This is a genomic window from Collinsella sp. i06-0019-1H4 (assembly GCF_042849575.1).
Classification (GTDB): Bacteria; Actinomycetota; Coriobacteriia; order Coriobacteriales; family Coriobacteriaceae; genus Collinsella.
In genome coordinates this window covers 1,198,332-1,220,267 of the sequence record NZ_BAABYB010000001.1, presented here as the reverse complement: position 1 = coordinate 1,220,267, position 21,936 = coordinate 1,198,332, and the positions used below count along the sequence as shown (strand labels likewise).

The window sequence follows — 21,936 nt, the reverse complement described above, 5'->3', positions numbered from 1 at the left end:
CCTCCTTTATAGCTCTATGGATGGAATAGCCCGCGAGTCGTACTCCAGGGCAACCGGTTTCCAGACGAGGTCTTCGATGGCGCAGTTTAGGGCATTTGCAAGCGCCAATGCCGAGGAGACCGAGGCGCGGCGTAGGTCGAGCTGGTTTTGCTCGTAGAGTTGTATAGCGCGAAGTTTAACCCCCGATTGGGCGGCGAGCTGTTTTTGCGTTAGGCCGGCCGCCTTTCGTGCCGCTTTGAGGCCCTTTTTGTCTGCCTGGGCATCGTTCCATTTATCAATGACAATCTGGGCGAATTTGTCTTCGGAGGCCTCGTGAAGCGGATGGTACGAGCCGATGATCCAATCGAGCGGGGCGACTTCGAGTAGCTCATTAAAGCCCAAGCTGCTCATCCATTGCGCATAGGCCAAAACCCAGCCCGCCCAATACTGAGGCGAACGGTCGAACGGATAGGTCTCCCTGCATTTGACGGGGGTCAGTCCCGCATGGGCGATAATATCGCGCGCGAGCTCGTCGCCCGCCATGCCGCAGACGACGCGAGGCATACCGCGCTCAAACTGTTTCATCTCAAGAGCGTTCGACAGGATCGCCGTCAACTCGGCTGGAGTCAGCCCTTGGTCACAGAGAGCAAAATCGACCGCCTCGCCCAGCGTTCTCATTGCATCCTCGAGATACATCTCACTGTAGGCGCTGGTCATCGCCCGTCATCCCCTCTCGAATGATATCGACGATACGGATTCCCTCAAATGGATTTTCGGCAAGGAGCTCCCGATATTCAATACTGGCTTCTAAGACTCTCCGAGTTCGGAAGTATGCGGCAAAATCCAGACTTATTGACCACGCTGGAGCACACCAACGCCTCTGCCTGCGGTTTCTTTGCGCGAAAAGGCCGGTGTGGTCGGGGTTTCCGGAATTTGCCGCATACTTCCGTTTTGAGAATTCGGAAGTGCGTGGAAAGACCGAGTTCCGCCAACCAGACCCCGGTTATACCCTTTCGTGACCTGCGGTTTTGACGCCAAAATTTGGTTTGTGCTCGGCTGGTTGCGATTTTTCCCCGCACTTCCGGAAATGGGCGTTATGGCTGTGTTGTGCACGGCAAGAAAAGCGCCGAGAAAAGGGCAATCAAGCGGCAGCCGGTAGTCTTGGGAAGCGTTATGGGTATTGCGGTGGCTGCAAACCTTTACCGGATGAGGTCTGCCAGGCACAACTCGCCCTTGGGGATCTTCGAAAGTCGCTTGTATTCCCTGGCGGCTGCCGTAAGCGAATCGGCATCCCAATAACTTTTGAGGAAGCCTTCCCTCTTTACCTCGTGCATGCCGAGCTCCTGTTTGCAGAAGTCGCTCGGTTTCATGCGTCCGCCGTGCCAGCGTCTCCACGAGCCCTCTCGAATAATGGCCAGCACCTCTATCTCGGGATGGGTCACGTAGCTAACCACCGGGAAGCGGCCGGCGTACAGGTTGCCGAGTTTGAAGCGTTCTTTCCTCGAGTCCAGCACCCTGACGATGCAGACTGGCCAGTCATAGTCTAAGTTGAGGTAGTTATCTTGGATATCGGAGGCTTTGCGCAGGCGGGTGACGTCCACGACGTCGGCCTCTGAAAAGACGAGCGCGTCCGCCTCGAGGAGAATGTCCACGGCCACCTGTTCCGCTGTTCCCTCGCAGGAGATGATCGGATGATATCCCGCAAAGCGAAAACCGTTATCACCGCTCATCGGACACCTCCTCTGCGACGAGCTCTTTAAGCGCGCGCACGTCGGCGTAGCGCGGAGCGGTCCCCTTCACAAAGTTCGAGGCGAATACCTCCGATTTCTTGTTCTCGATGCGTTTCACGCGGTCGGCGTACTTCACCACGCGCGCACCGCTGTTGCGTCGGGCGAGAAAGAACACGTTGTCCTTGCGGTGCACGTGATCGAGGAGCTGCGGGTAGTGAGTCGTGAAAACCAGCGTCGCGCCGTTGGGGTTGGTCCCGCGGGCGGCAAACAGATCAAGCACGACGTTAACCAGTTGGCGGTTAAGGTGGTTCTCCACCTCGTCGACTAAAAGGTAGCCGCCGGAGCGCAGGACCCTCATTGCGCGCTGCACCAGCCCTAGGCCACGTACAGTGCCGGAGGAGAGCACCTCGGTGAGCCCCCGCTCGGAGATCGTGATGGGCTCGCGACCTGTAAACGTCAGTACGAAGGCGCGACCGGAGTCCCGGACCTCGAGGTGCTCGATGCCAGAGTCGAAAACACGAAGCACGTCGTCGAGACCGTTGAATTGCTCAGTGAGGCGGAAGCCACCGTCGCGCAATGCTATCGCTCGGATGCGATGGCCGAAGTCCTTGGCGAGCACAGCGGCTGCGACGGAAACGTCAGGCGGCGTAAGCGCCGCCCAAGAGTCCGGCATCTGAGCACGGTCGCACAGCGGGGACGCGAGTTTCTCGATTTCGGCCCAGGATGCCAGGGTCGAGCGCTTGAGGGCCTTGGCTGGCAGCGAAGAAATCACCTCATCGGAGAACGTCAGCTCGGGACCGTCGTCGCCTCCTTCGACAGTCTGCAGCACCGACTCGAGCAAGTAAAGACGATCTGCGTGCCATATGACGCACTTGAGCTTGGACGGGCCGTCGAACGCGGCGGGGAACGTTGATGGGAGCCCGCCGCCGCGCGCCGGAGAGCCGTCAACAATGCGGCAGGCGAGCTCCAGCAGGTTCAGTGCTGTTGTCTTGCCCGTAGCGTTAATGCCCGCCAGCGCAACGACGCTATTCACGTAGAGATGGTCCGCCAGTTCGAAAGCCGACTCATCGGAGGCCGTCACGCGGTCGGAGGCGAACAGGTCGATTTCGAATAACCCGTCTTCGAACATCGAGAGATGGTCGAAGCAAACCTTTAACAACTTCATCTCAAGCCTTTCGAATACTTGAAACAGAATTTATGGCTCAAGTATAACACATGAAGGATATCGCGAATTAAGCCTGCCGCTAGGCAGAAAAGGCTTATCCGCATTGCCGGCCTCGTCGATATGCAGGTTCAAATGCTTAGACATTTGATCAAATCGTACAAAAATGGCGAGGTACGTACCTCGCCGATCTGGCACCTCCAAGACGACAGTCTCTTCGGTGGTTAAATTCTCTCACGCTTCAGGAGCTTTTAGAGCTGCATCGATTAGATTGGCGCCGTTGTCGAAGCGACCGGACTCCCCCGTCACTAAGAACGCATCACCTTCGCGAATGGCCTGGAGGGTCTCCGGGTTGGGTTCTTTGGAAGGGAAATGCTGCGGGCTGGTATTCGCAAGCCCCTCATCCTGCTTACAGTGCTTCATAGACACGCACCTCATCCTGCTCGATGCTTTTGCGGAAGGGCGGGCGCATGTACTCTAGTGGCTTGGTGACGACATCGACCTTTCGCCCAAGTTCTATCTCGAGCTCATAGGAGAGTTCGTAAAGCATGCCGAACGTCATGGTGTTGCCGCAGACTAGGCGCAAGTCAATATCGCTATCGGGCGTTTGCTCGCCTCGGGCAAACGAGCCAAATAAATATGCTTCGCTGACGTCGTATTGAGCTAGCACGCGGGTGGCGGCAGTGGATATGTCGGTAGTCGAAATCATGTCTCAATCGGGCGCTCGACGGCTACGCGAACCGTTCCGTCTTCTCTTGTCTCTGAGTAGGCAAACTCGGTGCCATCATCAAGCTGGACATAGCACCAAAACATGACTGCCTCCTTAGTGTTTATATCCGAGTATAAAGAGCAGACTAGATGTAACGCGGCGTGAATTGGATTATTCCTATAAGACACGAACTCTGACAGCAAGCCCTGTCTGTTGCCCTATTCAAAGAAAGTGATCGTACCTTAGGTCAAGTCTCGCAAGACTTGAGCCACCCTACTTACTGAAATGCAAGAACCACTGCCACGACAATGCAGGCAATGCCCAATACGAGAGGCAGCGATGCCTTCTTTTCCCTGTTTTTAACAAGGAAGGCTTCGATTGCGGAAGCTAGGACCAGAAAACCGCCAATAATCAGCAGGTCGAGTGCAACAAAGTTGACGGTTGTTATATTGGAGGACAGACCTCCGGCGTTGACGTTTACGAGCGTAAAGATCGCAGCGAAAATGGCGAAGAGGGCCAGGACGTTGCCATAGATACGGGACTCGATATTGACGATTTCTTCCTTCTTGTTCTCGACCTTTTTAAGTTCCCCGGCATAGACGTCGGAATAATCTGCAAGTCCTTTAAAGTTGAGCTCATCAGAGAAAGCGCCGTGGTAAGGATGGGCCACCATGCCATCAACGCGCTGGAATGCAACCTGTGCTATACCCTTTGACTTATCGAGCGTAATAGTGTTGCCGCTTACGTTTGTAACACGGTAAAACAGCCGTGTTCCATGTCCGGGGAAATATAGCGGCGCATCCAAAGAAAGCCCCTGGCGAATGCGCGAATTACGCAGAAGTACGCTAGCGGTCAAATCGTTTGGCAACGCAACACATTCAACGCAAGAGACGAATGTCGAATCACCAGGCCCGAGTTCGACCTCGGACTGCTTGTTCTCGTTAATGTAGAAGCCGTCGGTGCGCAAGTCATACGTAACCTGTCCGATGTTCGAAGCATCGGCATGGAGCAGAACCTCGCTGTCGATTAGCTCCTGAATCTTAGTATCGCTCAAGTACATATGAACCACTTCCTTAGGGCTCCGAGTATAGCACCAAGGTATGGCACGGTGGTTACCCCCAAAGGGGGTACAGAGAAGTAATAAGAAAGCGTTGCCCTAAAAGCTCCTACAGTACTCTTGTATCGCAGCCAAGTGCCTCGTACCGCATCAGCAGCGATATGCGGCGCTTAGAAGCACTGTCCCCAGCAGGAATAGCGTTATGGAGGCAACTATCCAGTAGCCGTCGCCGGTCTTGGGAAGCGCCGGTGTTGTTGCCATAGTGGATTTGGGCTTGGTCGTCTTGCTGACTGTGGTCTTGGTGACCGTTTTCTTGGGCGACGTAGCTGCGGGTTTCACCGCAGGATCCGTTGCCGGCTCCGCACCGGGTTGACCCGTAGCCGGGTCGGCGCCACCAGTAGGCTCGCCCGTGCCGTCACCCGGCACATCGCCGCCGGGTGTAACGGTCTCCCCCGACGGCGAGGTGGCGCCATCGGGCTCAATCACCACGTGCGGTGCCACTGCCCCGCCAGCATCTACCACGCCGGCAGCACCAAAAGCCCCGCCCACAGGCGTCACAAAGTGCGCGGCCACGAGCGATCCGCGATCGCAGACAACGCCGGCATCCGTACCGGTCGCATCCAGCCAGGACGCATCCACAGCAAGCGTCTCGCTCGCAGCGTCAGCTCCAAATCCCTCGTCGAGCATTCGCACGCCATAAAAGCGCAGGCCAGTATTGGACCCCGCGCTCGCGGCAACGACGCGCCCACCGCCGCGTACGGTCAAGCTACCTGCGGCAATGCCGGCAACAGTCTGCTCAAGAACACCTGCCCCGTCGGCCCTGGCATCGACCGTGCAGCCGTCCACCACCAGCGCCTGGGACACATGGATCCCGCATTGCGAGCCCGTCGCCGTAAGCGAGCCGGAACCGCGAAGCGTAAGGTTTCCCCACACCTCCATGCCGCTCATGGAAATGTCCGCATCGGGCGCATGCGTCTCGACCACGGAATTTTGCCCCACAAGCGTCACCACCAGGTCGCCGACGGCGCCGATGGCCTCGCCCGTGTAGCCGTTAAGCTCAAGATGATCTTTATCTGTCCAAGTCCATCCGGGACCCGATACACCTGACTCGTAGAACGTGGAACCCGCAATGAACAGGCTGTCCGCGCCCGCGGCATAAGAAGGCCCGCCCAGCAAAACGCATAAGCAGGCCATGGCAGTAAACAGGATGTAGTGTCGGCTAGTGTGGAACGCGGCAGCAAACATAACCGCTCCGATCTTCGCAAGAGCCAATGGAAACTCCGACAGGAAATGACCTGGTAGCAGCAGCTATTAGTGTAGCGAGATCAAGCTACGAGCAAGGAAGAAAGCCTGTGATCGACTCCCAAAATTAGGTGTAAATCGTTTTGTCAATCGGTGAACGGAGGGAGTCGGACACGTCGAGTCGGATATAGGCTACGTCGTTAAATTGCCTGCGAAATTACCCAAAAATGAAATCAATTCGCTAATATGCGTATTGCTCTTCAGCTTATAAATATCGTTTTCTCTAATAAACGACAGGGATTGTTTGAGCCAATCATCCGAATCATGGGAGTGCTCAATCCCGCTGTCTTCGAATAATGACTCGAGTTCCCCGGTTGTTAGAACGAAAATGCCAAATCGATCCAGATCACGAAGTGACAAGCAGCAGTTTTGGCGAACGCTATCAGGGATGTCGAAAAATACGTCTTTTTTGTAACGCTCTTTGATAATATTGGCGATTTCTTTTTTATCGGATGTCTTTTGAATCGCAAATTCTTGATAGATATTCTTTAAATCGTCAGCAGCGCAAAGAGCACTTTCGCGAACCTCTTGATCGACAGAAAAAGCTTTCATTAAGTTCTTAAATTTATTACGATCATTGATGATGTCAAAGTCACAGATGCACCTACAGGGAAGCCCTGATGCTGCATAAAACTCTTTAACGCCTTTGAATGCGTCTTTCCCATTTGTAGAAACGAAAATCGGATTGTCGATTTCGGAGATTTTGTCACAGATTGCAGAATAGATGATCGCATCCCGAGGCGCTTCAACGAGAATTGCTTTCTTTGAGAATAGCGCATCTATATATTGCGGTGAATAGTCGCTTCTATTTTTTAGTTTTTCGATCTCGTCTTTATCGACAATGTTAAATGTGCTCTTGTTTCCATTGCGTTTTAGTCTAATTAGCGAAAGCTCAGAAGCAGCAGAGTCAAGAATTCCCTGCAAAAAATATGAACTATGAGTTGATATAAAAGCGTTGTGCAGTGTGTTAGATTTGGCAAGCATAGTTCCCAATTGTTTGCCGAGCTCCATGGCATAGGTTGGGTGCAGAAAAGCCTCAGGCTCGTCCACAAGCAGTATTGGCTTAGAGGCGCCCATAACAGTCAACAGAATGGTTACATAGCTCCGAAAACCGTCACCTTCGTTTCGTAGCTGAGTTGCATTCTCCATATAGGCCAGCTTTTCCGGCGAATCATGACTATTCCGATAGCTTGAAAAGTCTTCAGACACGACCGGTATAACGACTTGACGGCTTGTCGTATTGTCTAGGGCAATATCCTTATGGAATAATCGTTTGACAGTTTCAGAAATGCTGCTGCACGTTTCGTCAACGTCAAGTGCGGCCGATAACGTGTTGTAGGAATCGTCCCTAACTCCACGCGCCGGTTCACCAATCGAGAGAAGTAGGCGGTCTTCGGTCCCCGTATAATCAACAAACATGGGACCTAGGAATTGTAGTATCTGCCTTTGCCGCTCTTTCTCTTCCAGTGGATAATCAGTTTCACTGGGTTGAAGCAAATGGTTCAAGCAAGTATGCCAGTCATCTTGCAAAGAAAAAGAACAAGGAAGCGATTGATACGCATATCCTCCGTTAGGTGTTAATTGAGTACCGATATTACAAAAATCCCTAACGCGCCATCCGTTCATTCCGCGTACAACATGATCGGAAAGCCCATAAGAGTCATTAAGATCCTCTACATTCTTTGGCAACGTTAGATCTATTGAATCTGTCATTACATTGTTGGTGTCGTGTGCATACGGCCCGTTAGGTCCATCGGTATTCCCGAGAATTGCCGAGCGTATTTCTTTTAGAAATTGGCTCTTTCCAGAATTATTTGCTCCTATAACAATTTTAATTTTACGAGGCGAGTATTTTTCGCCATTTTTAAACGAAATGGCATTAATTTCAAATTGGTAGTCGTTCATTTTGGCCTTGCCAACCTTCTTCCTCAAAAATCTGCCGACTGCATTCGGGTAGCCACAATGTCTGGGTATGAGAGCGGATCTTGCGTCATTCTTGAAGATGGCGCTTTGGGGCTAAGATGCCCATCAAAACAATTCATCATGGCTGCCCGTGCGCTCAAAGAATGCCACCTCATCGTTTGATGACCATATGACAAGCCAGTTGCCTGAGTTTGCTACGTTGCATTCGTTTCGTCCGGCCCAGTTGCCGCTTAGCCGATGCATATTATGACGTCGTTTCAATATGTCTATTGACTCGGGTGTATTCTGCAACACCAAGTCAATGAGCTTTTGAAGTTCTGTTAGATTCCAATTCCGGCGTTTTGCTTTTTTCTTTAAATCGCGTGAAAAGGCAGCAGAGAACTCTGCGGTCAGCGTGGTCATTGCGCCATCGCCGCAGCGATAAGAGCGGCACCATTGTCAAAACGCCCTTTTTTGCCAGATTTCAAGAATGCGTCCCCTTCACGAATGGCCTCAAGGCTTTCGGCATTCGGCTCCTCAGGGGCAAAAGTCAACGGAATGCGGTGAGTGTTGACCATTTGTTTGAAGAAAGCACGTGTCACGGATGACAGATCGAGCCCATAGTAATCAGCCACCTCTGCCGCTTCGCGCTTGAGGTCGTCATCGACCCTGATGGTTAAAGTTGAGCTAGCCATAATTAGCCCCTTCCAGTTACGTTAGTACAATAATAGTATATCGCACATACGAATATAGACTATATAAATACAATCCAATTCATATCTTATGGACGCAACTCTTATACAAAGAGAGCGAGGGTATTGGCGTCAGCCAATACCCTCGCTCTTAAACAGTTGTTTGTGCCTAAGGTCAACTTAGCCCAGCGCGGGCCGCTCCCCCTAGTTCCGCTTAAACAGATCCCTCGTGTACACCTTGTCTGCCACATCCGCAAACTCGTCGCTCCAGCGGTTGGCCACGATCACGTCGCAGCCGGCCTTGAAGGCCTCAAGGTCGTGGGTGACCTCGGAGCCGAAGAACTCCGGCGCGTCCAGCGTGGGCTCGTAGACCACCACGGGCACGCCCTTGGCCTTCACGCGCTTCATGACGCCCTGGATGGAGCTCGCGCGGAAGTTGTCGGAGTTGGACTTCTAGTGGTATACGCTGGCGTGCACCTCAGGGCCTTTGATTGTAGCAACCTTATCAGTAGGGCTCGCTTTGGCCAACAACGCGTACTCACCGAGTCTGACATCAAAAGGGGAGTAAAAGGGTGCCGCATAGGCCTCAAGGTCCATCCGCTTTACATCGGAACCCCGCTAGGTGCCTTCGTTGACCACCGACGAGGTCGAACGCGCGTTATTCTTGTGCAGTCGACATTACGCGAGAAAGGTTAGCGTTGCGAGACTTCAACCGCACTAGGATTATTTCCTATGACCGCAATGACTTGGCTGTAGGAGCATACATAGACCGCTGTCTTCATATCCTGAAGCAGGGTTCTCACATTCAAATCGCGACGATTAACGACGCGATAGAGGCTCATCAGCTCAAGCTCACATTCGAAACGGTTCCCGAATTTTTTAAGGAAGCTGAAGATATCGATATCGCAAGTGCCGTCTCTTCGCACTTCGCGAACGCATGTAAGTATACGAGGGAGAAGCTCAAGTCTTCGGGGATCCTCGATATTTACGAAGAAGTCGAGATGCAATACGCCGCTCAGTTTTGGGGCTTGGTGCACGCCTGCGGCGCAGAGAGGCTGATCTCCGGCGAGGAAATTGAGGAACTTCTCTCGCGGCACGTCGAATGCTTAGCTTCTATCTTGGAGAACGACAAACTCGTCAAATTATTCGATACAGAGCTAGGAAAATCACTGATCGACAATCCGTATTATTCCGCCGAGCTGATCATCCGCGAGCATGCGACGGAATCAAGGAGCCAGAACATAATCTACCTCCCTAAATGCCTTTCCCAAGGCGACTTCGATTCGATAATGACCGGCTACCTCGACGACCAGCGCGCCAACCCGAATTATATGGAGGCCCTTTTCAATTGGCCTTCCGGCGCAACAAAATGCAGATTCTCACCGTCCCCGGACGTTAAAGTGCGCGCAAAGCAGGCCTACGATGAGGCCATGGATGAACTATTCCGACAAGACGCTGGACTTGAGTACGGAGCCGGGGTACAGATCGACCCTGAACAGATTGCTTGCAAGGGCGTAAAGGTCGAAGGCCTAACCTTGACCTACAGCTTTAGCGAAACGTGGCTCGCCAAATACACCGATAATGCAAGCATCATGAACAATTGCAGATACCTACTGGACGTAGTAGATCGAAGCGGTCTCATGGCCTCGCCTGCTCACTCCCACGAGGAGAGCGGCCTGCTTGCGATGCTGGGTTCCCACGTGCTGGGGGAATACCGAATGAATACGATCTCCAACATGCGGGAATCTCTCGCCAATGTCGAAGTTGTCGCATACGCGAATTTCCTCGAAAGCCGAGGTAAAAGGCTCGAAGATGCACTCGAATGGACGTACAACGTTTATTTTGCAGAGGAATACTCAATCAGTGGATTCAGCTTGGCGCCGCCGTCAAGCGGAGCTTCGTGGCTCGACAAATGCAAGTCGATAGGGCCAGAGATCGAGCGCGCCGTTAAGTCCTATTCAATATATTCGAGGATTGGAAAAATCGACGGCGACTATTTCCCCTATGAAAGCTTTAAAACTTTTGGCACCCTCAATGCGCTCTCTGAGAAAAAGTACGCAATCGACGGAGCTAACTTTAACAGGTGGGGATTCTATCTGTTCTCCGACCAGTGCATGCTGACATACAGAAGAGGCCATAACGACCATGCTCGCTGCTTCTTCGATTTAATTTCGAATGCTATGGTCACCTTCGACGATTATGATGCTGTAAAAGCCGAGATGCTCCAGCAATTAGTCGACCGACAGCTGGTAAGTGCGTGCGAAGAAACAGGTGCCCTCTCCCCAACCCCTCGATCAATTTGCCTGAAGGCCGTTTGGGATAATGGCGCAATTGCGCTTGGGGGATGCGGAGACGGTGATTTAGCGCTCATCGATGGCCTTGTCTCAGACGAAATGCTGTCGTACTGCGGCAAGCTGTTCACACCCGACGAGGCTGCATATCTCGATTACATGTTCAACGACGCCTCTTTCCCTAACTCACAGGGTCTCAGGAACAGATACGACCATGCGCATTCACCGATCGCCGACCCTGATGCGGCGAACATTCGATCCGATTACTATCGCATGCTGACCTTGCTCGTCGCGATTACACTCAAGATAAACGATGAGCTGTCGGCCGCAACGGGCCGCGGGTACCTCGAAAACTTCGTAGATTGGCCATATTACGATGAAAGTGTCCTCGGACTCGCTAAAAAGCTGATCGAGAAGAGGCGTGAAACAGGCTATGATCCTGAGTCTGAATAGTTCCAATTACGACAGATCCGATTCGGGTTGATTAAGAGCCATCTGCCCGGACTTCTCTCGAGTAACAACACTAAGAGCAATTCTGATGGAATCGCAAAATCTATTGCATGGAATGTAAGCACCAAGATCAGCCAGCAGTAGTATCTCCTTTTGTCCTGGTCAATTGAAAGCTATCCAATCGTCAGGGTAATAAAGACCTCCTCATTTCCCAACTCAAAGAGATCCTGAGATAGTTCTTGAGAAGTCTTCGTTCCAAAGCACCCCCGAGTCAAATAGGGAACCGAACAACCACGCACCCGTTGCAGATCTTCAGCAAGCGCCGATCTCCTAGTCAAATGAGCGATATCAGTCAGATCGCCAAGCTTAAGAATTAGGGGCTCATATGACTGTTCATTCCTATTAACGGCGATACGCCATTCAACTTGGTTTGCATAACGAACATTCTTTACAAACACTCCTGCATTAAAATGTGGAATCCCATTTGGAAAAACCAAATAAGCGGGTAATGAATCATGAGATTTTAAATCCATTGATGATTTAACAACTTCAGAAGGATTCAACTGAACGCTATCCTTATATTCAACCGGAGCAGCTACAAAGTCGTAACCCAATTTCAAAACGGCTGCCCTAAGCCTAGATATAAGTTCACATGGATTGTCAATAACCACAATCCATGAACCAAGGTCAAGGCCTGGATCGGGTAATTCAATTAAGTCGACTCTCGTATCTACTTGCTTAATGAGGACGCACGAAAAGCAGCATACACTGCAGTAGCCTGCGCCGCTCGGTATTGCATACGATTCTTTTGCAAGGACATCGAGTAAATCTTTAGGAAAGCCCCGCATGATATGGGGGTCAAAAGACGCGCAGGCCCCTTCAAGAAAGTCCTGCTGCTCCACGTTTCCCTCATTCCAAAAATACCCTAGTGTATTCATGTATATATCGCCACGCACAAACTGCTCAGCCCACTTTTGTTCTTTAAAACCACGGAAAAGACGAATCATAGGGAGAACAGACCGGCTGGATATACGGTGCATAGACTTCTTCTTTCACATCGAAGGTTAAGACGTCGAATACGGGCAAAGTCAACATCCACGCTTAGCCTAACAACCCGTGCGGACAACTCTGAAGCTCCGTATTCTTGTTCAGCTCATCCGTCTCTTCCAGCTCCGACATATCAGGATACCCCTCCTTTCACACTCGTGCTCCGCCATGTACATCAACCTCGTCGTCACCAATGCGAGCGCGAAGCTTTGCAAAATGTCTGAGACGACCCACGCTGAGTTGACACACAGGCTGAGCCGCGACTTCGGAAGCCTGTCGGGCTGGATTAAGAGGTCCGACGCAGACGATTGCAGCACGGGCGACGTCCCGTTCTTGGTGCCCAAGGCTAAAAGCAGGGAAAATGGTGTTCGTCGCTTAAAGTGCTATATATAACGCGTCGCACACCAGCTGGAAAAGGAACCAGACTTATACCAAAAGAGGTCATATCGGCGATAGCCGATATGACCTCTTTCTTATCAATACGACTTGTAGGCAAGTCCAGAGTCGGGCCTGGGAATCCTCTCCCCTAGTCTCTCTTAAACAAATCCCTCGTGTACACCTTGTCCGCCACGTCCGCGAGCTCGTCGCTCCAGCGGTTGGCGACGATAACGTCGCAGCCGGCCTTGAAGGCCTCCAGGTCGTGGGTCACCTCGGAGCCGAAGAACTCCGGCGCGTCCAGCGTGGGCTCGTAGACCACCACGGGCACGCCCTTCGCCTTCACGCGCTTCATGACGCCCTGGATGGAGCTCGCGCGGAAGTTGTCGGAGTTGGACTTCATCGTCAGGCGGTAGACGCCCACGACCGGCTTCTCCTTGCCGGCGTACACGCGGTCCCACACCATCTGCAGCACCTCGTCGGCGACGAAGTCCTTGCGGGTGCGGTTGGCGTCCACGATGGCCTCGATCAGGTTCTGGGGCACGTCCCTGTAGTTCGCCAGCAGCTGCTTGGTGTCCTTGGGCAGGCAGTAGCCGCCGTAGCCGAAGCTGGGGTTGTTGTAGTGGCTGCCGATGCGCGGCTCCAGGCACACGCCGTCGATGACGTCGCGGGTGTTGAGGCCGCGGACCTCGCAGTAGGTGTCGAGCTCGTTGAAGTAGGCGACGCGCAGCGCCAGGTAGGTGTTGGCGAAGAGCTTGACGGCCTCGGCCTCGGTGGTGCCCAGCACGAGCTCCGGGATGCCAATGGTGCCGTCGGCGTTCACGCGTTCCAGCTCGGCGGGGTCGGCGCCCTGGGCGAGCAGACGCGCGAAGCGCTCTGCGGCCGCGACGGCATCGGCGTCCTCCTTCGGCGCGCCCACCACGATGCGGCTGGGGTGCAGGTTGTCGTAGAGCGCCTTGCTCTCGCGCAGGAACTCGGGGCTGAAGAAAATCTTGCTGTCGCCCAACCTCTCGCGCAGGCCCGCGGTGTAGCCCACGGGGATGGTCGACTTGATGACGATCCAGGCGTCCGGGTTCACCGAGCGCACGGCGGCGATGGCGGCCTCGACGGAGCTCGTGTCGAAGAAGTTCCTGTCCGAGTCGTAGTTGGTGGGCGTTGCGATGACGGCGTAGTCGGCACCCGTGTAGGCCTCGGCCACGTCGACCGTGGCGTGCAGGTCGAGCTCGCGCTCCCCCGCCTTGGCCTCCGCCAGGAAGCGCTCGATCTCGTCGTCCTGGATAGGCGACTCGTAACTGTTGATCTTCTCGACCTTCTCGGGCACGATGTCCAGAGCGTGGACCTCGTTGTGCTGCGAGAGCAGGACGGCGAGGGACAGGCCGACGTAGCCGGTACCGGCGACAGCGATCTTCATGTCATTCTCCAATTGTCAAAGAACAATAATTCATATTTAAAAAGGCCCCTGTTACAGGGCCATGATTTCCTAAATGTTGTAGTAGCGCTTATACCACTTAGCGAAGGCCCTCAGGCCGTCCTCGAGCGGCGTCGCGGGCTTGTAGCCCAGGTCGCGCTGGAGCGCCGTGGTGTCGGCGTAGGTGACGGGCACGTCGCCTGGCTGCATGGGCACGAGTTGCTTGTGGGCCTCGAAGTCGTAGTCGGCCGGCAGCACGCCCTCCTCCACCAGCACGCGCTGCAGCGTGTCGACGAAGTCGAGCAGGTTCTCGGGGTGCGAGTTGCCGATGTTGTAGACGCGGTGCGCGGCGAGCGGCAGCCCGTCCTCGCCCATCTTCACCTCGGGGGAGGCGTCCATAACTCGCCTCACGCCCTCGACGATGTCGTCGACGTAGGTGAAGTCGCGGCGGCAGTCGCCCATGTTGAAGATCTTGATGATGTCGCCGCGGCGCAGTTTCTCGGTGAAGCCGAAGTAGGCCATGTCGGGCCTGCCCATGGGACCGTACACGGTGAAGAAGCGCAGACCGGTGGCCGGGATGGAGTAGAGCTTTGAGTAGGCGGCCGCCATGAGCTCGTTGGACTTCTTGGTGGCGGCGTAGAGCGATACCGGCGAGTCGACGCGGTCCTCCTCGGAGAACGGAACCTTCTTGTTGCCGCCGTAGACCGAGCTGGAGCTGGCGTAGACGAGGTGCTTGACCGGGTGATGGCGGCAGGCCTCGAGCACATTGAAGAATCCGACGAGGTTGCTCTCGAGGTAGGCGCGCGGGTTCTCGATGGAGTAGCGGACGCCCGCCTGGGCGGCGAGGTTCACCACGACATCGAAGCCGTTCTGGGCGAACAGGCGCTCGATGAGAGCGGCGTCGCACAGGTCGCCGCGCATGAAGGTAAAGCGGCCGTCTGCGTCGGCCTCGGCAAGCATGCGCAGGCGCGCGTCCTTGATGCCGGGGTCGTAGTAGCTGTTGAGGTTGTCGAGACCGACGATCACATCGTCGGTCTCCTCGAGCAGCTTCTTGACGAGGAACGCGCCGATGAAGCCGGCCGCTCCAGTGACGAGTATTTTATTTGACATATCTCTCCTTTGGATGATCGAAATAACTAGGGTTGATTTTCAATCTCAACGCAACAGCCTGAACGGGCTCCGCGTTTCCGCAGCTAGCGCAACGCGGGAATAGCCCCCGGCACCTGGTCGTCGCCTCGTTTCCGCAGGTGGAGAGGCTGTGGAGGCCGGCGTCCCCGTGCCGCCGCCGCATGCTCCGCCAGCCCGCCGCGCAGCCGTTCCGGACTCAGCGCAACGGGCCCTCCGGCCCATGTCCCGGCCCGCCGCCTATCCCGCCAGCGGCCCCTCGCCCCTCGCGGCCCTGGCCCTGTCGATGCAGCCGGGCGTGAGGTCGAGCTCGCCGGGCGCCAGCTCCTCTATCCCGAACGCGTCCATGAGGGCGGAGGCGTCCTCCCCGAGGGCCATCCGCAGCACGCGCGCCGGCGTCAGGAACCCGAGCGCCCCCCTCGGCTCGGAGTTCACCTGCGACATGAGCAGCGCGCAGTCCGCCGCCGTCAGCCGGTCGAACCTGGCCCCTGCGCCCTTGGGCAGCAGCTTCCTGATCTCCACGTGGTTCTTCTCGCACGCGCCCTTCTGCTGGCTCTGCCGGGGGTCGCAGTAGAAGAGCCTGGTCTCGCCGTCCCGCTCGCCGAACAGCGCCGCGATGGCGCCCTCGTCGGCGAACTCGCTCCCGTTGTCGGTGAGCACGGCGCCGAAGGCGCGCCTCGCGCCGTCCTCGCCGAGGACCCCGCGCAGGGAGGAGAGCGCCGCCAGGACCGAGGCGCACGTGCCGTCCGGCAGCGGCAGGGCCAGCTGGAAGCGGCTCGGGCGGTGCAGGAGCGTGAGGAGCCTGGCGGAGTCGCCCCTGGGGCCCTCGACGGTGTCCATCTCCCAGGCCGCGGCGCAGGCGTCCTCGCCGAGCGCGAGGAACGACGCGTGCGACCTGCGCGGCGAGTGGGACGTCGCCCTCCCCGGGGCCCGGCGCGACCTCGGCCTGTAGCCGACCTTGCGCCTGAGCTCCATGTTCGTCATGCCGTCGTAGCCGGCGTCCACCCACCTGTAGACGGTGGAGGCGCTGAGCCCGGGGGTCGTCGCCGCTATCTGCTGCGGGGAGAGCCCGCGCGCGAGCCCGTCCCTGATGGCCGCGAGCTTGGCGGCGGCGCCCTCCTCGGTCTCGTCGATCCCGGACCTGCTCGCCGAGAGCTCGGCGTCGGCCGCCTCCTGCGCCCTCCTTGCGCTGTAGAACACCCTGGGCCTCCTCGAGCAGCCGTAGCCCCTCCTGTGCGAGCAGCCGTTGCAGCACCTCGGCCACGCGGAGAGCCTGGGGCAGGCCCCCGACAGGTCCGCGGGCGCGGGCTCGCCGTAGCGCGAGCGCGGCGCGGTGACGTAGCGGTGCGCCGCCACCTCCCTGGTCACGGTCGATGGCGACCTGCCGAGCTCCGCGGCGATCTCGCGGGCGCTGCGGTTGCGGTCGAGCATCCTCTCGACCGTGTTCCTCTCGTGCCTCGTGAGCCTCCCGTACGACCTTCCGGACGGCTTGGGTCTGGACATGCCGGCCTCCCTCCATCGCGGGCCGGGGGATTCCGGCCCCTCTGGGGTTGCCTACCCGGATTCGCGCCTCAGGACTCAGCGCAACGCGTTGCGCTGAGTCCTGAGGCTGTTGCAATGAAAATGAGAATCAAGGTCGAAATAACTAGTCGCGAATTGAAAGTACTGAATTGAGAAATGATGAAAATGAATCTATATAATTGTCAGATTCAAAGAGTTTTAAGGCCTTTTCTAGCGCAGCTCGTTTCATGCTGGTCAACTCATGGTCAGTTAAATTGCATGCGCTTGTAATTCCGTCAAGAAGAGCTTGATTGCTTAAATCTGGGATAACAATTCCATCAATCATATTCTCGAGAATAAGATCGGCTCCTCCGACCGCGTTGCATAACATCGGAACACCGTTCGACATGCACTCAGCGAATTTTGTTGAAAATCCGGCGCGAGAATATAAATCAGGAGTTCTAAATAGAATTCCAAAGTCAGATTCTTGCAGCATTTTGATTACGCCGTCATGGGAAACACGACCGTGAAAATGAACCTTATTAGATCTGGCAATGTTTCCCATTAAACTGACTGCCTGGTTTAAATCAATTCCAATTACATCGAGTACTGGTTGAGTGATTGCAGGAATAGCGTCATTACTTATAAACGAAATAAACTCTGTAAGTGAGTCTTTTCCCCCAGCGGGAGAACCTGCATAGACAAACTTGGTTATAGTTCTCCGCTTCAATCCTTCTAGAGAGCAAGGGTCACTAAGTGAGTCTCCAGCCCTATTTAAGGGTGGTAAATAAAAAACCTTTGGATATCCTTGGGAGGAGTAAAGTGAATCGAAATGTTTTTTAAAAAAGGGCGAGATTGCGATAACTCCATCTAGCAATCTGTCCACTTCAGCCACCCGTTTAGAACGAGATTTCTCCACAAGCCAAGCAGCTAAATCTCCTGTAAATTTCGGAGTAAACCAATCGGTCTCATCAACGATTACGGGAACGTTAAAATCATGGCAATGATCTAAAACCCGTTTTGCAAGCTTATGTTGTATCCCGTAATAAATAACCAAGTCGGGCTGTATTTGATCGAAACATCGAGTGAAGGCTTTAAAGCTGAAGGAAGAAGAGATCCGCTCGTAATACTTTTTGGCTATTTGATGGTGCCCGAATTTCACCTCATACGGAAAATCAAAGGGATAGTCGTAATTACTGCTTATGGCGTTGGATGACGGCTCAATTATTCCAGCAAGAACAAAATGGACGTTGAAGCCACATTTAACCAGCAAATCGGAAATTGCGAAAGCATGTTTTGTAGGAGCATTATCCCCCGGAATTGATTGAACTAAATATAAAACCTGTTTATTCATTCTGTAGTTCATTCCTGATCGATTCATTAATGCCGTTAACAAATAACGGTTAATTCCGACGAAGGGACAATTTGTCCATAAGCAAATTAAATCCTTCGATATTCATCAACTTAGATAGCACGATGTAACACCCTAAGGATCCGAGAGGGGCAACGATTAACGAAATTAGATTCCCGTTTGAAATGTGGATTAATAATAATGCGATCACCACGGAAAACAATGTGGCAATTGACGGCTTAAGAACGTCAATAAGCTGCTCAAATATGCCATAGCCGAGCACTTTTTTATTCGGGGTCATGTTAATTAACATTGAGACAAATCCGCAAAAGGCACTTGAAAGGGAGATCGCAAATACACCAAAAGGAATCGACATAATTAAAACGATGAACGAAATAGCTTTCTTAATGACCTCAAGCTTAAAACAAAGGGCGCCTTGACCTGCTGCTTTAAGTGCCTGCCAATTCATAGATTGGAGGGGCTGAAATAGATAGAACAAGCACGCAACTTGAAGATACGGGACGCATTCCGCCCATTTTTGACCCAAAAGAACAAGAACTAGAGGATGCGCACACGCAGCCAAAATTCCCATCATGGGGAAAACGAGATAGGCAGAAAGCTGCATCGCTTTTCTAAGAACTGATTTGAGCGCGTATTGGCTGTCTTTCTTTTCAGCCATTAGAGGCAACATTACATTACTAATTGGAGTGTTTAAGTTGCCTACAATTAAAGCCGGGAATTGGTTGCCGCGATTAAAGAAAGCCAAGTCTGCGGAGGAATAGAATTTGCCGATGACTAAAGAACGACCTTCTGTATAAATAGAATTAATAAGATTGGCACTTGTAAATTGTATTCCAAGGGGCAACAGCTCTCTTGCTGAACCAACCACGAATTTTAGTCTAGGCGTCCATTTTGTTAACCAAGCCATTAGTACCGTTGTCATCAGAACTGTAAGTATCTGCTGAATGATTAGCGCATAAATACCAAAACCCAACATTGCAGCTACGATAGCTGCTAATCCTGAGATCAAGGAGCTGAGGAACGATGCAGAAAATTGCAATCTAAATAAAAAGTTCTTTGCGATATAGGCCTTTTGAATTGCATTCAGTGCCGAAAGAGGAAGACGTAATGCCAGAACTCTTAGGTAAAGACACATATTTGCATTTCCATAGAAGTCTGCAATGCTTGGAGCCGCAAAAAATATCAATACATATAAGATGCTCGACAATGCAATTGAACATGACAACATTGTCGAGTAGTCAATTTGATTGATATCAGACTTTTGTATCAACGCTTCGCCAAGTCCATTTGTGACGAGCACGTCTGCCAAATTTGTAAATACAAGCAGCAGCGAAAGAGTACCGTAATCACTCGGGGACAGCAAACGCGCCAAAATTAGGGAAATAACAAATAGGGTACCTTGCGTGGCAAATCTCTCACCTATTGCCCAAAACATACTGGTTGCAGCCTTGTTCGAAGCCATTATTTTTCACCATCCGCATTGCGCATACGATTAGATCTTTCTGGTTCTATGTTGTTTAGGGCAAAACCAAAGGATGAAAATAGAAGAACGACCCCGACATTAATTGTGTAAGAGTAGTAAGTTGATAATCCCAGAATCGCCATGAGATAAAAGAGGGCAACAAATTTGCACTGGCTATTTTTGGAAGAACCAAATAGGCATCGCAACAGGACGTACAAAAGCGGAACAACGGCTAAAACACCAAAATGAAACATCAAATAAATTATTTGATTATCGAAAAAAAGATAATTTGAATTCGTGCCGTATCTATATCCAGCGCTAATTCCGTTACCGAATATAAGCGATGCCGGTTCAACCTGGCTATAGAAAATTTCATATTGGCTAGACCGTGTATCTTCACCGATTCTGTTTAAAAACGAATCAAGAACTTCAGGATAGATAAATGACAATGCCAAAAGTGCCGTTCCAGCTGCAAAAATAACAATTACAGTTCGTTTAAAAACTTTGTCAATTCCTTTAGCCATAAAAGTTGCAGCAAGCATGACCAGCATTGGTTGAATTAACCAACTTCTGGTTGCCAGCATAAATGCGGCGATGCAGGCAAGAATGCCTATACCCATCGTTATGAAATAGCCGTGTTCATCATTTGATGTGAGCACCACGGTTGACCAATACAAACTGATGCCAAATGCAAAATAGTCCCTCGCAGGACACCATCCAATATAAGATCCAAAACCACAAATAGATTTAAATTTAATAATTGATGCTAGTGAGGCGATAAAACAAATCAATGATAGCAGCGGGACCCATTCTTTAATCAACTGCTCGATTCTTGGATCCTCTGATAATAGGTAGAATAGAGGAATGATAAATACAGTGGTTGGAACATTTCCAAAGAGCACGTTGGTTAAGTCGCCCGCATTATTGGCTACGGCCATTAAGCTATAAATTATTAGTCCAAAAACTGAACAAGATATAACGAGCCAATTAGCTTTTCGTGATTTACTAATTGCACGCAACAAGAGAATCGAAAAGCTGATCTGTTGAATCAAATCAAATAAAGAAGCAAAGCGTCCGTTTGAAGTACTGAATGCAAAGCGGTTAACTTCCCAGTCAGTAGCAAGCGAGTATGATGACCCCAAATCTCGAAGAAAGGGAACCATGAGGCCGGAAATCACTGCTATTGCTAACAACAGGTCAGTGATTCTTCTATTTTGATTGTATTGGTTTAACTGATATTGCAATTCTGTTTTCCTTATTGGAGACGTTTGGGCGAATCTATTTAAAGAGAAGATTTGCCCATTCATTGCCAATAGTTTATAAAGAAAGGGACTGCCTTAGCATCAGGGCATTATTAGACAAATGATTCGAATAGGACTTATCTTCGACGATCTTGTTTAACGCTTCGCTCTCAGCTATATCGTCATCAATATCGACCAAAATGCCGTTCACGCCATTCCGAATAACTGCTTCTGCTCCACCACCGCCACATTTGGTGCAAATTGTTGGAACCCCCATGCACAAGGACTCAAGCATCGAATTAGATAGACCCTCGAACTTTGATGACATTACAAAAGCCGATGCAGTTCTAATGTGCAAAAGAGCGTCAGAAGAAAAGCCCATAAATTTGATTGAATCATCCATGTCAAGGCTATGAACAAGGTTTTCTAGTTCTGATTGAAGGCTTCCCTTGCCAAAGATTTCAAGAATATATTCAGGGTGTTTTTTATGAAACAGCTCAAATGACCTGATTGTCATCGAGTGATTTTTTTGAAGTTCAAGCCGTCCCGCTGTGACGATTGCTTTTCTTCTAAGCCCAGAATACGGTTCAGGCAGTTCACTAGATATTGGATTTAAGATGATTTTTGAATTCGTCTGAAGGTATCTCGGCATTAAACTTGCCTGGCTTTTTGTCTGAAACACAATTGCATCGGACCTTCGATACAACATGTTTCTAATGAATGGGAGGATCTTATTGCCAGGAAAATCATATCTCGGATCGTTTCGCACCGAAACAATAACCCTATTTGGAAGTCCAATAGTCGCGATAAGCGTATACATGTTTTGATGAGGTAAAAAGGAAATTACCGTAGCGTTGGGCCGCTCGGAAATAAAACGTCGTATAAGCTTAATTTGGTCGAATGGCTTGAGCGTAGCGCTTGCAAACTCAGAACGCACCTCGACTCCTTCGGGAACATCGTATTCAACAACGTTACTTTTAGTCAGGAGATAGGTAAACCTAATACCATGAGCAGCGAAGTACGACGCGAGCGCAAGCGAGACGCGCTCGGCCCCGCCACCCATCAGGGAAGGGTGAACAAAAACAATATGCCCAGCTTCATGTGTTAACTTATTTGAATTCAATTTAATCCT

General features: G+C 52.2%; 19 protein-coding genes and 1 pseudogene. 1 reads left to right on the top strand and 19 read right to left on the bottom strand.

Annotated elements, in window-relative coordinates; all coding sequences use genetic code 11:
• Positions 1 to 6: 6 nt before the first annotated feature.
• The 11 genes and pseudogenes from ACGHEN_RS05235 to ACGHEN_RS05185 form a co-directional block, all read right to left on the bottom strand.
• On the bottom strand, positions 7 to 696 hold the full coding sequence (locus ACGHEN_RS05235) for a helix-turn-helix domain-containing protein (RefSeq protein ID WP_390397786.1): 690 nt from the start codon (positions 694 to 696) through the stop codon (positions 7 to 9).
• A 482-nt stretch (positions 697 to 1,178) separates the two neighbouring features.
• On the bottom strand, positions 1,179 to 1,709 hold the full coding sequence (locus ACGHEN_RS05230; protein WP_373204447.1) for a hypothetical protein: 531 nt from the start codon (positions 1,707 to 1,709) through the stop codon (positions 1,179 to 1,181).
• Complete coding sequence (locus ACGHEN_RS05225; RefSeq protein ID WP_390397783.1) at positions 1,699 to 2,874, bottom strand: ATP/GTP-binding protein; 1,176 nt, start codon at positions 2,872 to 2,874, stop codon at positions 1,699 to 1,701. The genes ACGHEN_RS05230 and ACGHEN_RS05225 overlap by 11 nt, the downstream gene beginning before the upstream one ends.
• 231 nt (positions 2,875 to 3,105) lie before the next feature.
• Complete coding sequence (locus tag ACGHEN_RS05220) at positions 3,106 to 3,294, bottom strand: hypothetical protein (protein WP_390397780.1); 189 nt, start codon at positions 3,292 to 3,294, stop codon at positions 3,106 to 3,108.
• Positions 3,281 to 3,580, bottom strand: a complete 300-nt coding sequence (locus ACGHEN_RS05215) for a nucleotidyltransferase family protein (RefSeq protein WP_390397778.1) — start codon at positions 3,578 to 3,580, stop codon at positions 3,281 to 3,283. Before ACGHEN_RS05215 ends, ACGHEN_RS05220 begins: the two co-directional genes overlap by 14 nt.
• Positions 3,581 to 3,857: 277 nt before the next feature.
• A complete protein-coding gene (locus tag ACGHEN_RS05210) occupies positions 3,858 to 4,640 on the bottom strand; it encodes a hypothetical protein (protein ID WP_390397775.1) in 783 nt (260 codons plus the stop codon).
• A gap of 147 nt (positions 4,641 to 4,787) precedes the next feature.
• Positions 4,788 to 5,909 (bottom strand): hypothetical protein, encoded by a 1,122-nt coding sequence (locus ACGHEN_RS05205; protein WP_390397772.1) that lies wholly within the window; start codon positions 5,907 to 5,909, stop codon positions 4,788 to 4,790.
• A gap of 162 nt (positions 5,910 to 6,071) precedes the next feature.
• A complete protein-coding gene (locus tag ACGHEN_RS05200; RefSeq protein ID WP_390397769.1) occupies positions 6,072 to 7,844 on the bottom strand; it encodes an AAA family ATPase in 1,773 nt (590 codons plus the stop codon).
• Positions 7,845 to 7,967: 123 nt separating this feature from the next.
• Positions 7,968 to 8,264, bottom strand: coding sequence for a type II toxin-antitoxin system YafQ family toxin (locus ACGHEN_RS05195; RefSeq protein WP_390397767.1), 297 nt, complete (start codon positions 8,262 to 8,264; stop codon positions 7,968 to 7,970).
• The gene (locus ACGHEN_RS05190; protein ID WP_390397764.1) at positions 8,261 to 8,536 is read right to left on the bottom strand and encodes a type II toxin-antitoxin system RelB/DinJ family antitoxin; all 276 of its coding nucleotides are present in this window, start codon (positions 8,534 to 8,536) and stop codon (positions 8,261 to 8,263) included. Before ACGHEN_RS05190 ends, ACGHEN_RS05195 begins: the two co-directional genes overlap by 4 nt.
• 201 nt (positions 8,537 to 8,737) lie before the next feature.
• A pseudogene (locus ACGHEN_RS05185) lies at positions 8,738 to 8,974 on the bottom strand (UDP binding domain-containing protein); the annotation flags it as partial.
• 257 nt (positions 8,975 to 9,231) lie between these two features.
• On the opposite strand from ACGHEN_RS05185, the gene ACGHEN_RS05180 reads away from it, so the two are divergent.
• Positions 9,232 to 11,277: a hypothetical protein gene (locus ACGHEN_RS05180; RefSeq protein ID WP_390397761.1), complete on the top strand. Its 2,046-nt coding sequence runs from the start codon at positions 9,232 to 9,234 to the stop codon at positions 11,275 to 11,277.
• A 170-nt stretch (positions 11,278 to 11,447) separates the two neighbouring features.
• Here the strand turns inward: ACGHEN_RS05180 and ACGHEN_RS05175 are convergent, their stop codons facing one another.
• From ACGHEN_RS05175 to ACGHEN_RS05140, 8 genes are all read right to left on the bottom strand, one after another.
• A complete protein-coding gene (locus ACGHEN_RS05175; RefSeq protein ID WP_390397758.1) occupies positions 11,448 to 12,314 on the bottom strand; it encodes a hypothetical protein in 867 nt (288 codons plus the stop codon).
• Between the two features lie 533 nt (positions 12,315 to 12,847).
• Positions 12,848 to 14,107, bottom strand: coding sequence for a nucleotide sugar dehydrogenase (locus ACGHEN_RS05170; protein ID WP_390397755.1), 1,260 nt, complete (start codon positions 14,105 to 14,107; stop codon positions 12,848 to 12,850).
• A 69-nt stretch (positions 14,108 to 14,176) separates the two neighbouring features.
• Positions 14,177 to 15,214 (bottom strand): NAD-dependent epimerase/dehydratase family protein, encoded by a 1,038-nt coding sequence (locus ACGHEN_RS05165; RefSeq protein ID WP_390397753.1) that lies wholly within the window; start codon positions 15,212 to 15,214, stop codon positions 14,177 to 14,179.
• A 255-nt stretch (positions 15,215 to 15,469) separates the two neighbouring features.
• Entirely contained in the window at positions 15,470 to 16,732 is a 1,263-nt protein-coding gene (locus tag ACGHEN_RS05160; protein ID WP_390397345.1) for an IS30 family transposase, read from the bottom strand.
• A 142-nt stretch (positions 16,733 to 16,874) separates the two neighbouring features.
• Positions 16,875 to 18,083, bottom strand: a complete 1,209-nt coding sequence (locus ACGHEN_RS05155) for a glycosyltransferase (RefSeq protein WP_390397750.1) — start codon at positions 18,081 to 18,083, stop codon at positions 16,875 to 16,877.
• Positions 18,084 to 18,132: 49 nt separating this feature from the next.
• Positions 18,133 to 19,563 (bottom strand): lipopolysaccharide biosynthesis protein, encoded by a 1,431-nt coding sequence (locus ACGHEN_RS05150; protein ID WP_368135219.1) that lies wholly within the window; start codon positions 19,561 to 19,563, stop codon positions 18,133 to 18,135.
• A complete protein-coding gene (locus ACGHEN_RS05145; RefSeq protein ID WP_390397747.1) occupies positions 19,563 to 20,807 on the bottom strand; it encodes a hypothetical protein in 1,245 nt (414 codons plus the stop codon). Before ACGHEN_RS05145 ends, ACGHEN_RS05150 begins: the two co-directional genes overlap by 1 nt.
• Before the next feature lie 73 nt (positions 20,808 to 20,880).
• Entirely contained in the window at positions 20,881 to 21,927 is a 1,047-nt protein-coding gene (locus ACGHEN_RS05140; protein ID WP_390397745.1) for a glycosyltransferase, read from the bottom strand.
• Between the last annotated feature and the right edge of the window lie 9 nt (positions 21,928 to 21,936).

Bases quoted from the DNA above. Each gene is read 5' to 3' on its own strand.
- ACGHEN_RS05235 (WP_390397786.1), bottom strand. From the start codon at position 696: ATGACCAGCGCCTACAGTGAGATGTATCTCGAGGATGCAATGAGAACG.
- ACGHEN_RS05230 (WP_373204447.1), bottom strand. From the start codon at position 1,709: ATGAGCGGTGATAACGGTTTTCGCTTTGCGGGATATCATCCGATCATC.
- ACGHEN_RS05225 (WP_390397783.1), bottom strand. From the start codon at position 2,874: ATGAAGTTGTTAAAGGTTTGCTTCGACCATCTCTCGATGTTCGAAGAC.
- ACGHEN_RS05220 (WP_390397780.1), bottom strand. From the start codon at position 3,294: ATGAAGCACTGTAAGCAGGATGAGGGGCTTGCGAATACCAGCCCGCAG.
- ACGHEN_RS05215 (WP_390397778.1), bottom strand. From the start codon at position 3,580: ATGATTTCGACTACCGACATATCCACTGCCGCCACCCGCGTGCTAGCT.
- ACGHEN_RS05210 (WP_390397775.1), bottom strand. From the start codon at position 4,640: ATGTACTTGAGCGATACTAAGATTCAGGAGCTAATCGACAGCGAGGTT.
- ACGHEN_RS05200 (WP_390397769.1), bottom strand. From the start codon at position 7,844: ATGAACGACTACCAATTTGAAATTAATGCCATTTCGTTTAAAAATGGC.
- ACGHEN_RS05195 (WP_390397767.1), bottom strand. From the start codon at position 8,264: ATGACCACGCTGACCGCAGAGTTCTCTGCTGCCTTTTCACGCGATTTA.
- ACGHEN_RS05190 (WP_390397764.1), bottom strand. From the start codon at position 8,536: ATGGCTAGCTCAACTTTAACCATCAGGGTCGATGACGACCTCAAGCGC.
- ACGHEN_RS05175 (WP_390397758.1), bottom strand. From the start codon at position 12,314: ATGCACCGTATATCCAGCCGGTCTGTTCTCCCTATGATTCGTCTTTTC.
- ACGHEN_RS05170 (WP_390397755.1), bottom strand. From the start codon at position 14,107: ATGAAGATCGCTGTCGCCGGTACCGGCTACGTCGGCCTGTCCCTCGCC.
- ACGHEN_RS05165 (WP_390397753.1), bottom strand. From the start codon at position 15,214: ATGTCAAATAAAATACTCGTCACTGGAGCGGCCGGCTTCATCGGCGCG.
- ACGHEN_RS05160 (WP_390397345.1), bottom strand. From the start codon at position 16,732: ATGTCCAGACCCAAGCCGTCCGGAAGGTCGTACGGGAGGCTCACGAGG.
- ACGHEN_RS05155 (WP_390397750.1), bottom strand. From the start codon at position 18,083: ATGAATAAACAGGTTTTATATTTAGTTCAATCAATTCCGGGGGATAAT.
- ACGHEN_RS05150 (WP_368135219.1), bottom strand. From the start codon at position 19,563: ATGGCTTCGAACAAGGCTGCAACCAGTATGTTTTGGGCAATAGGTGAG.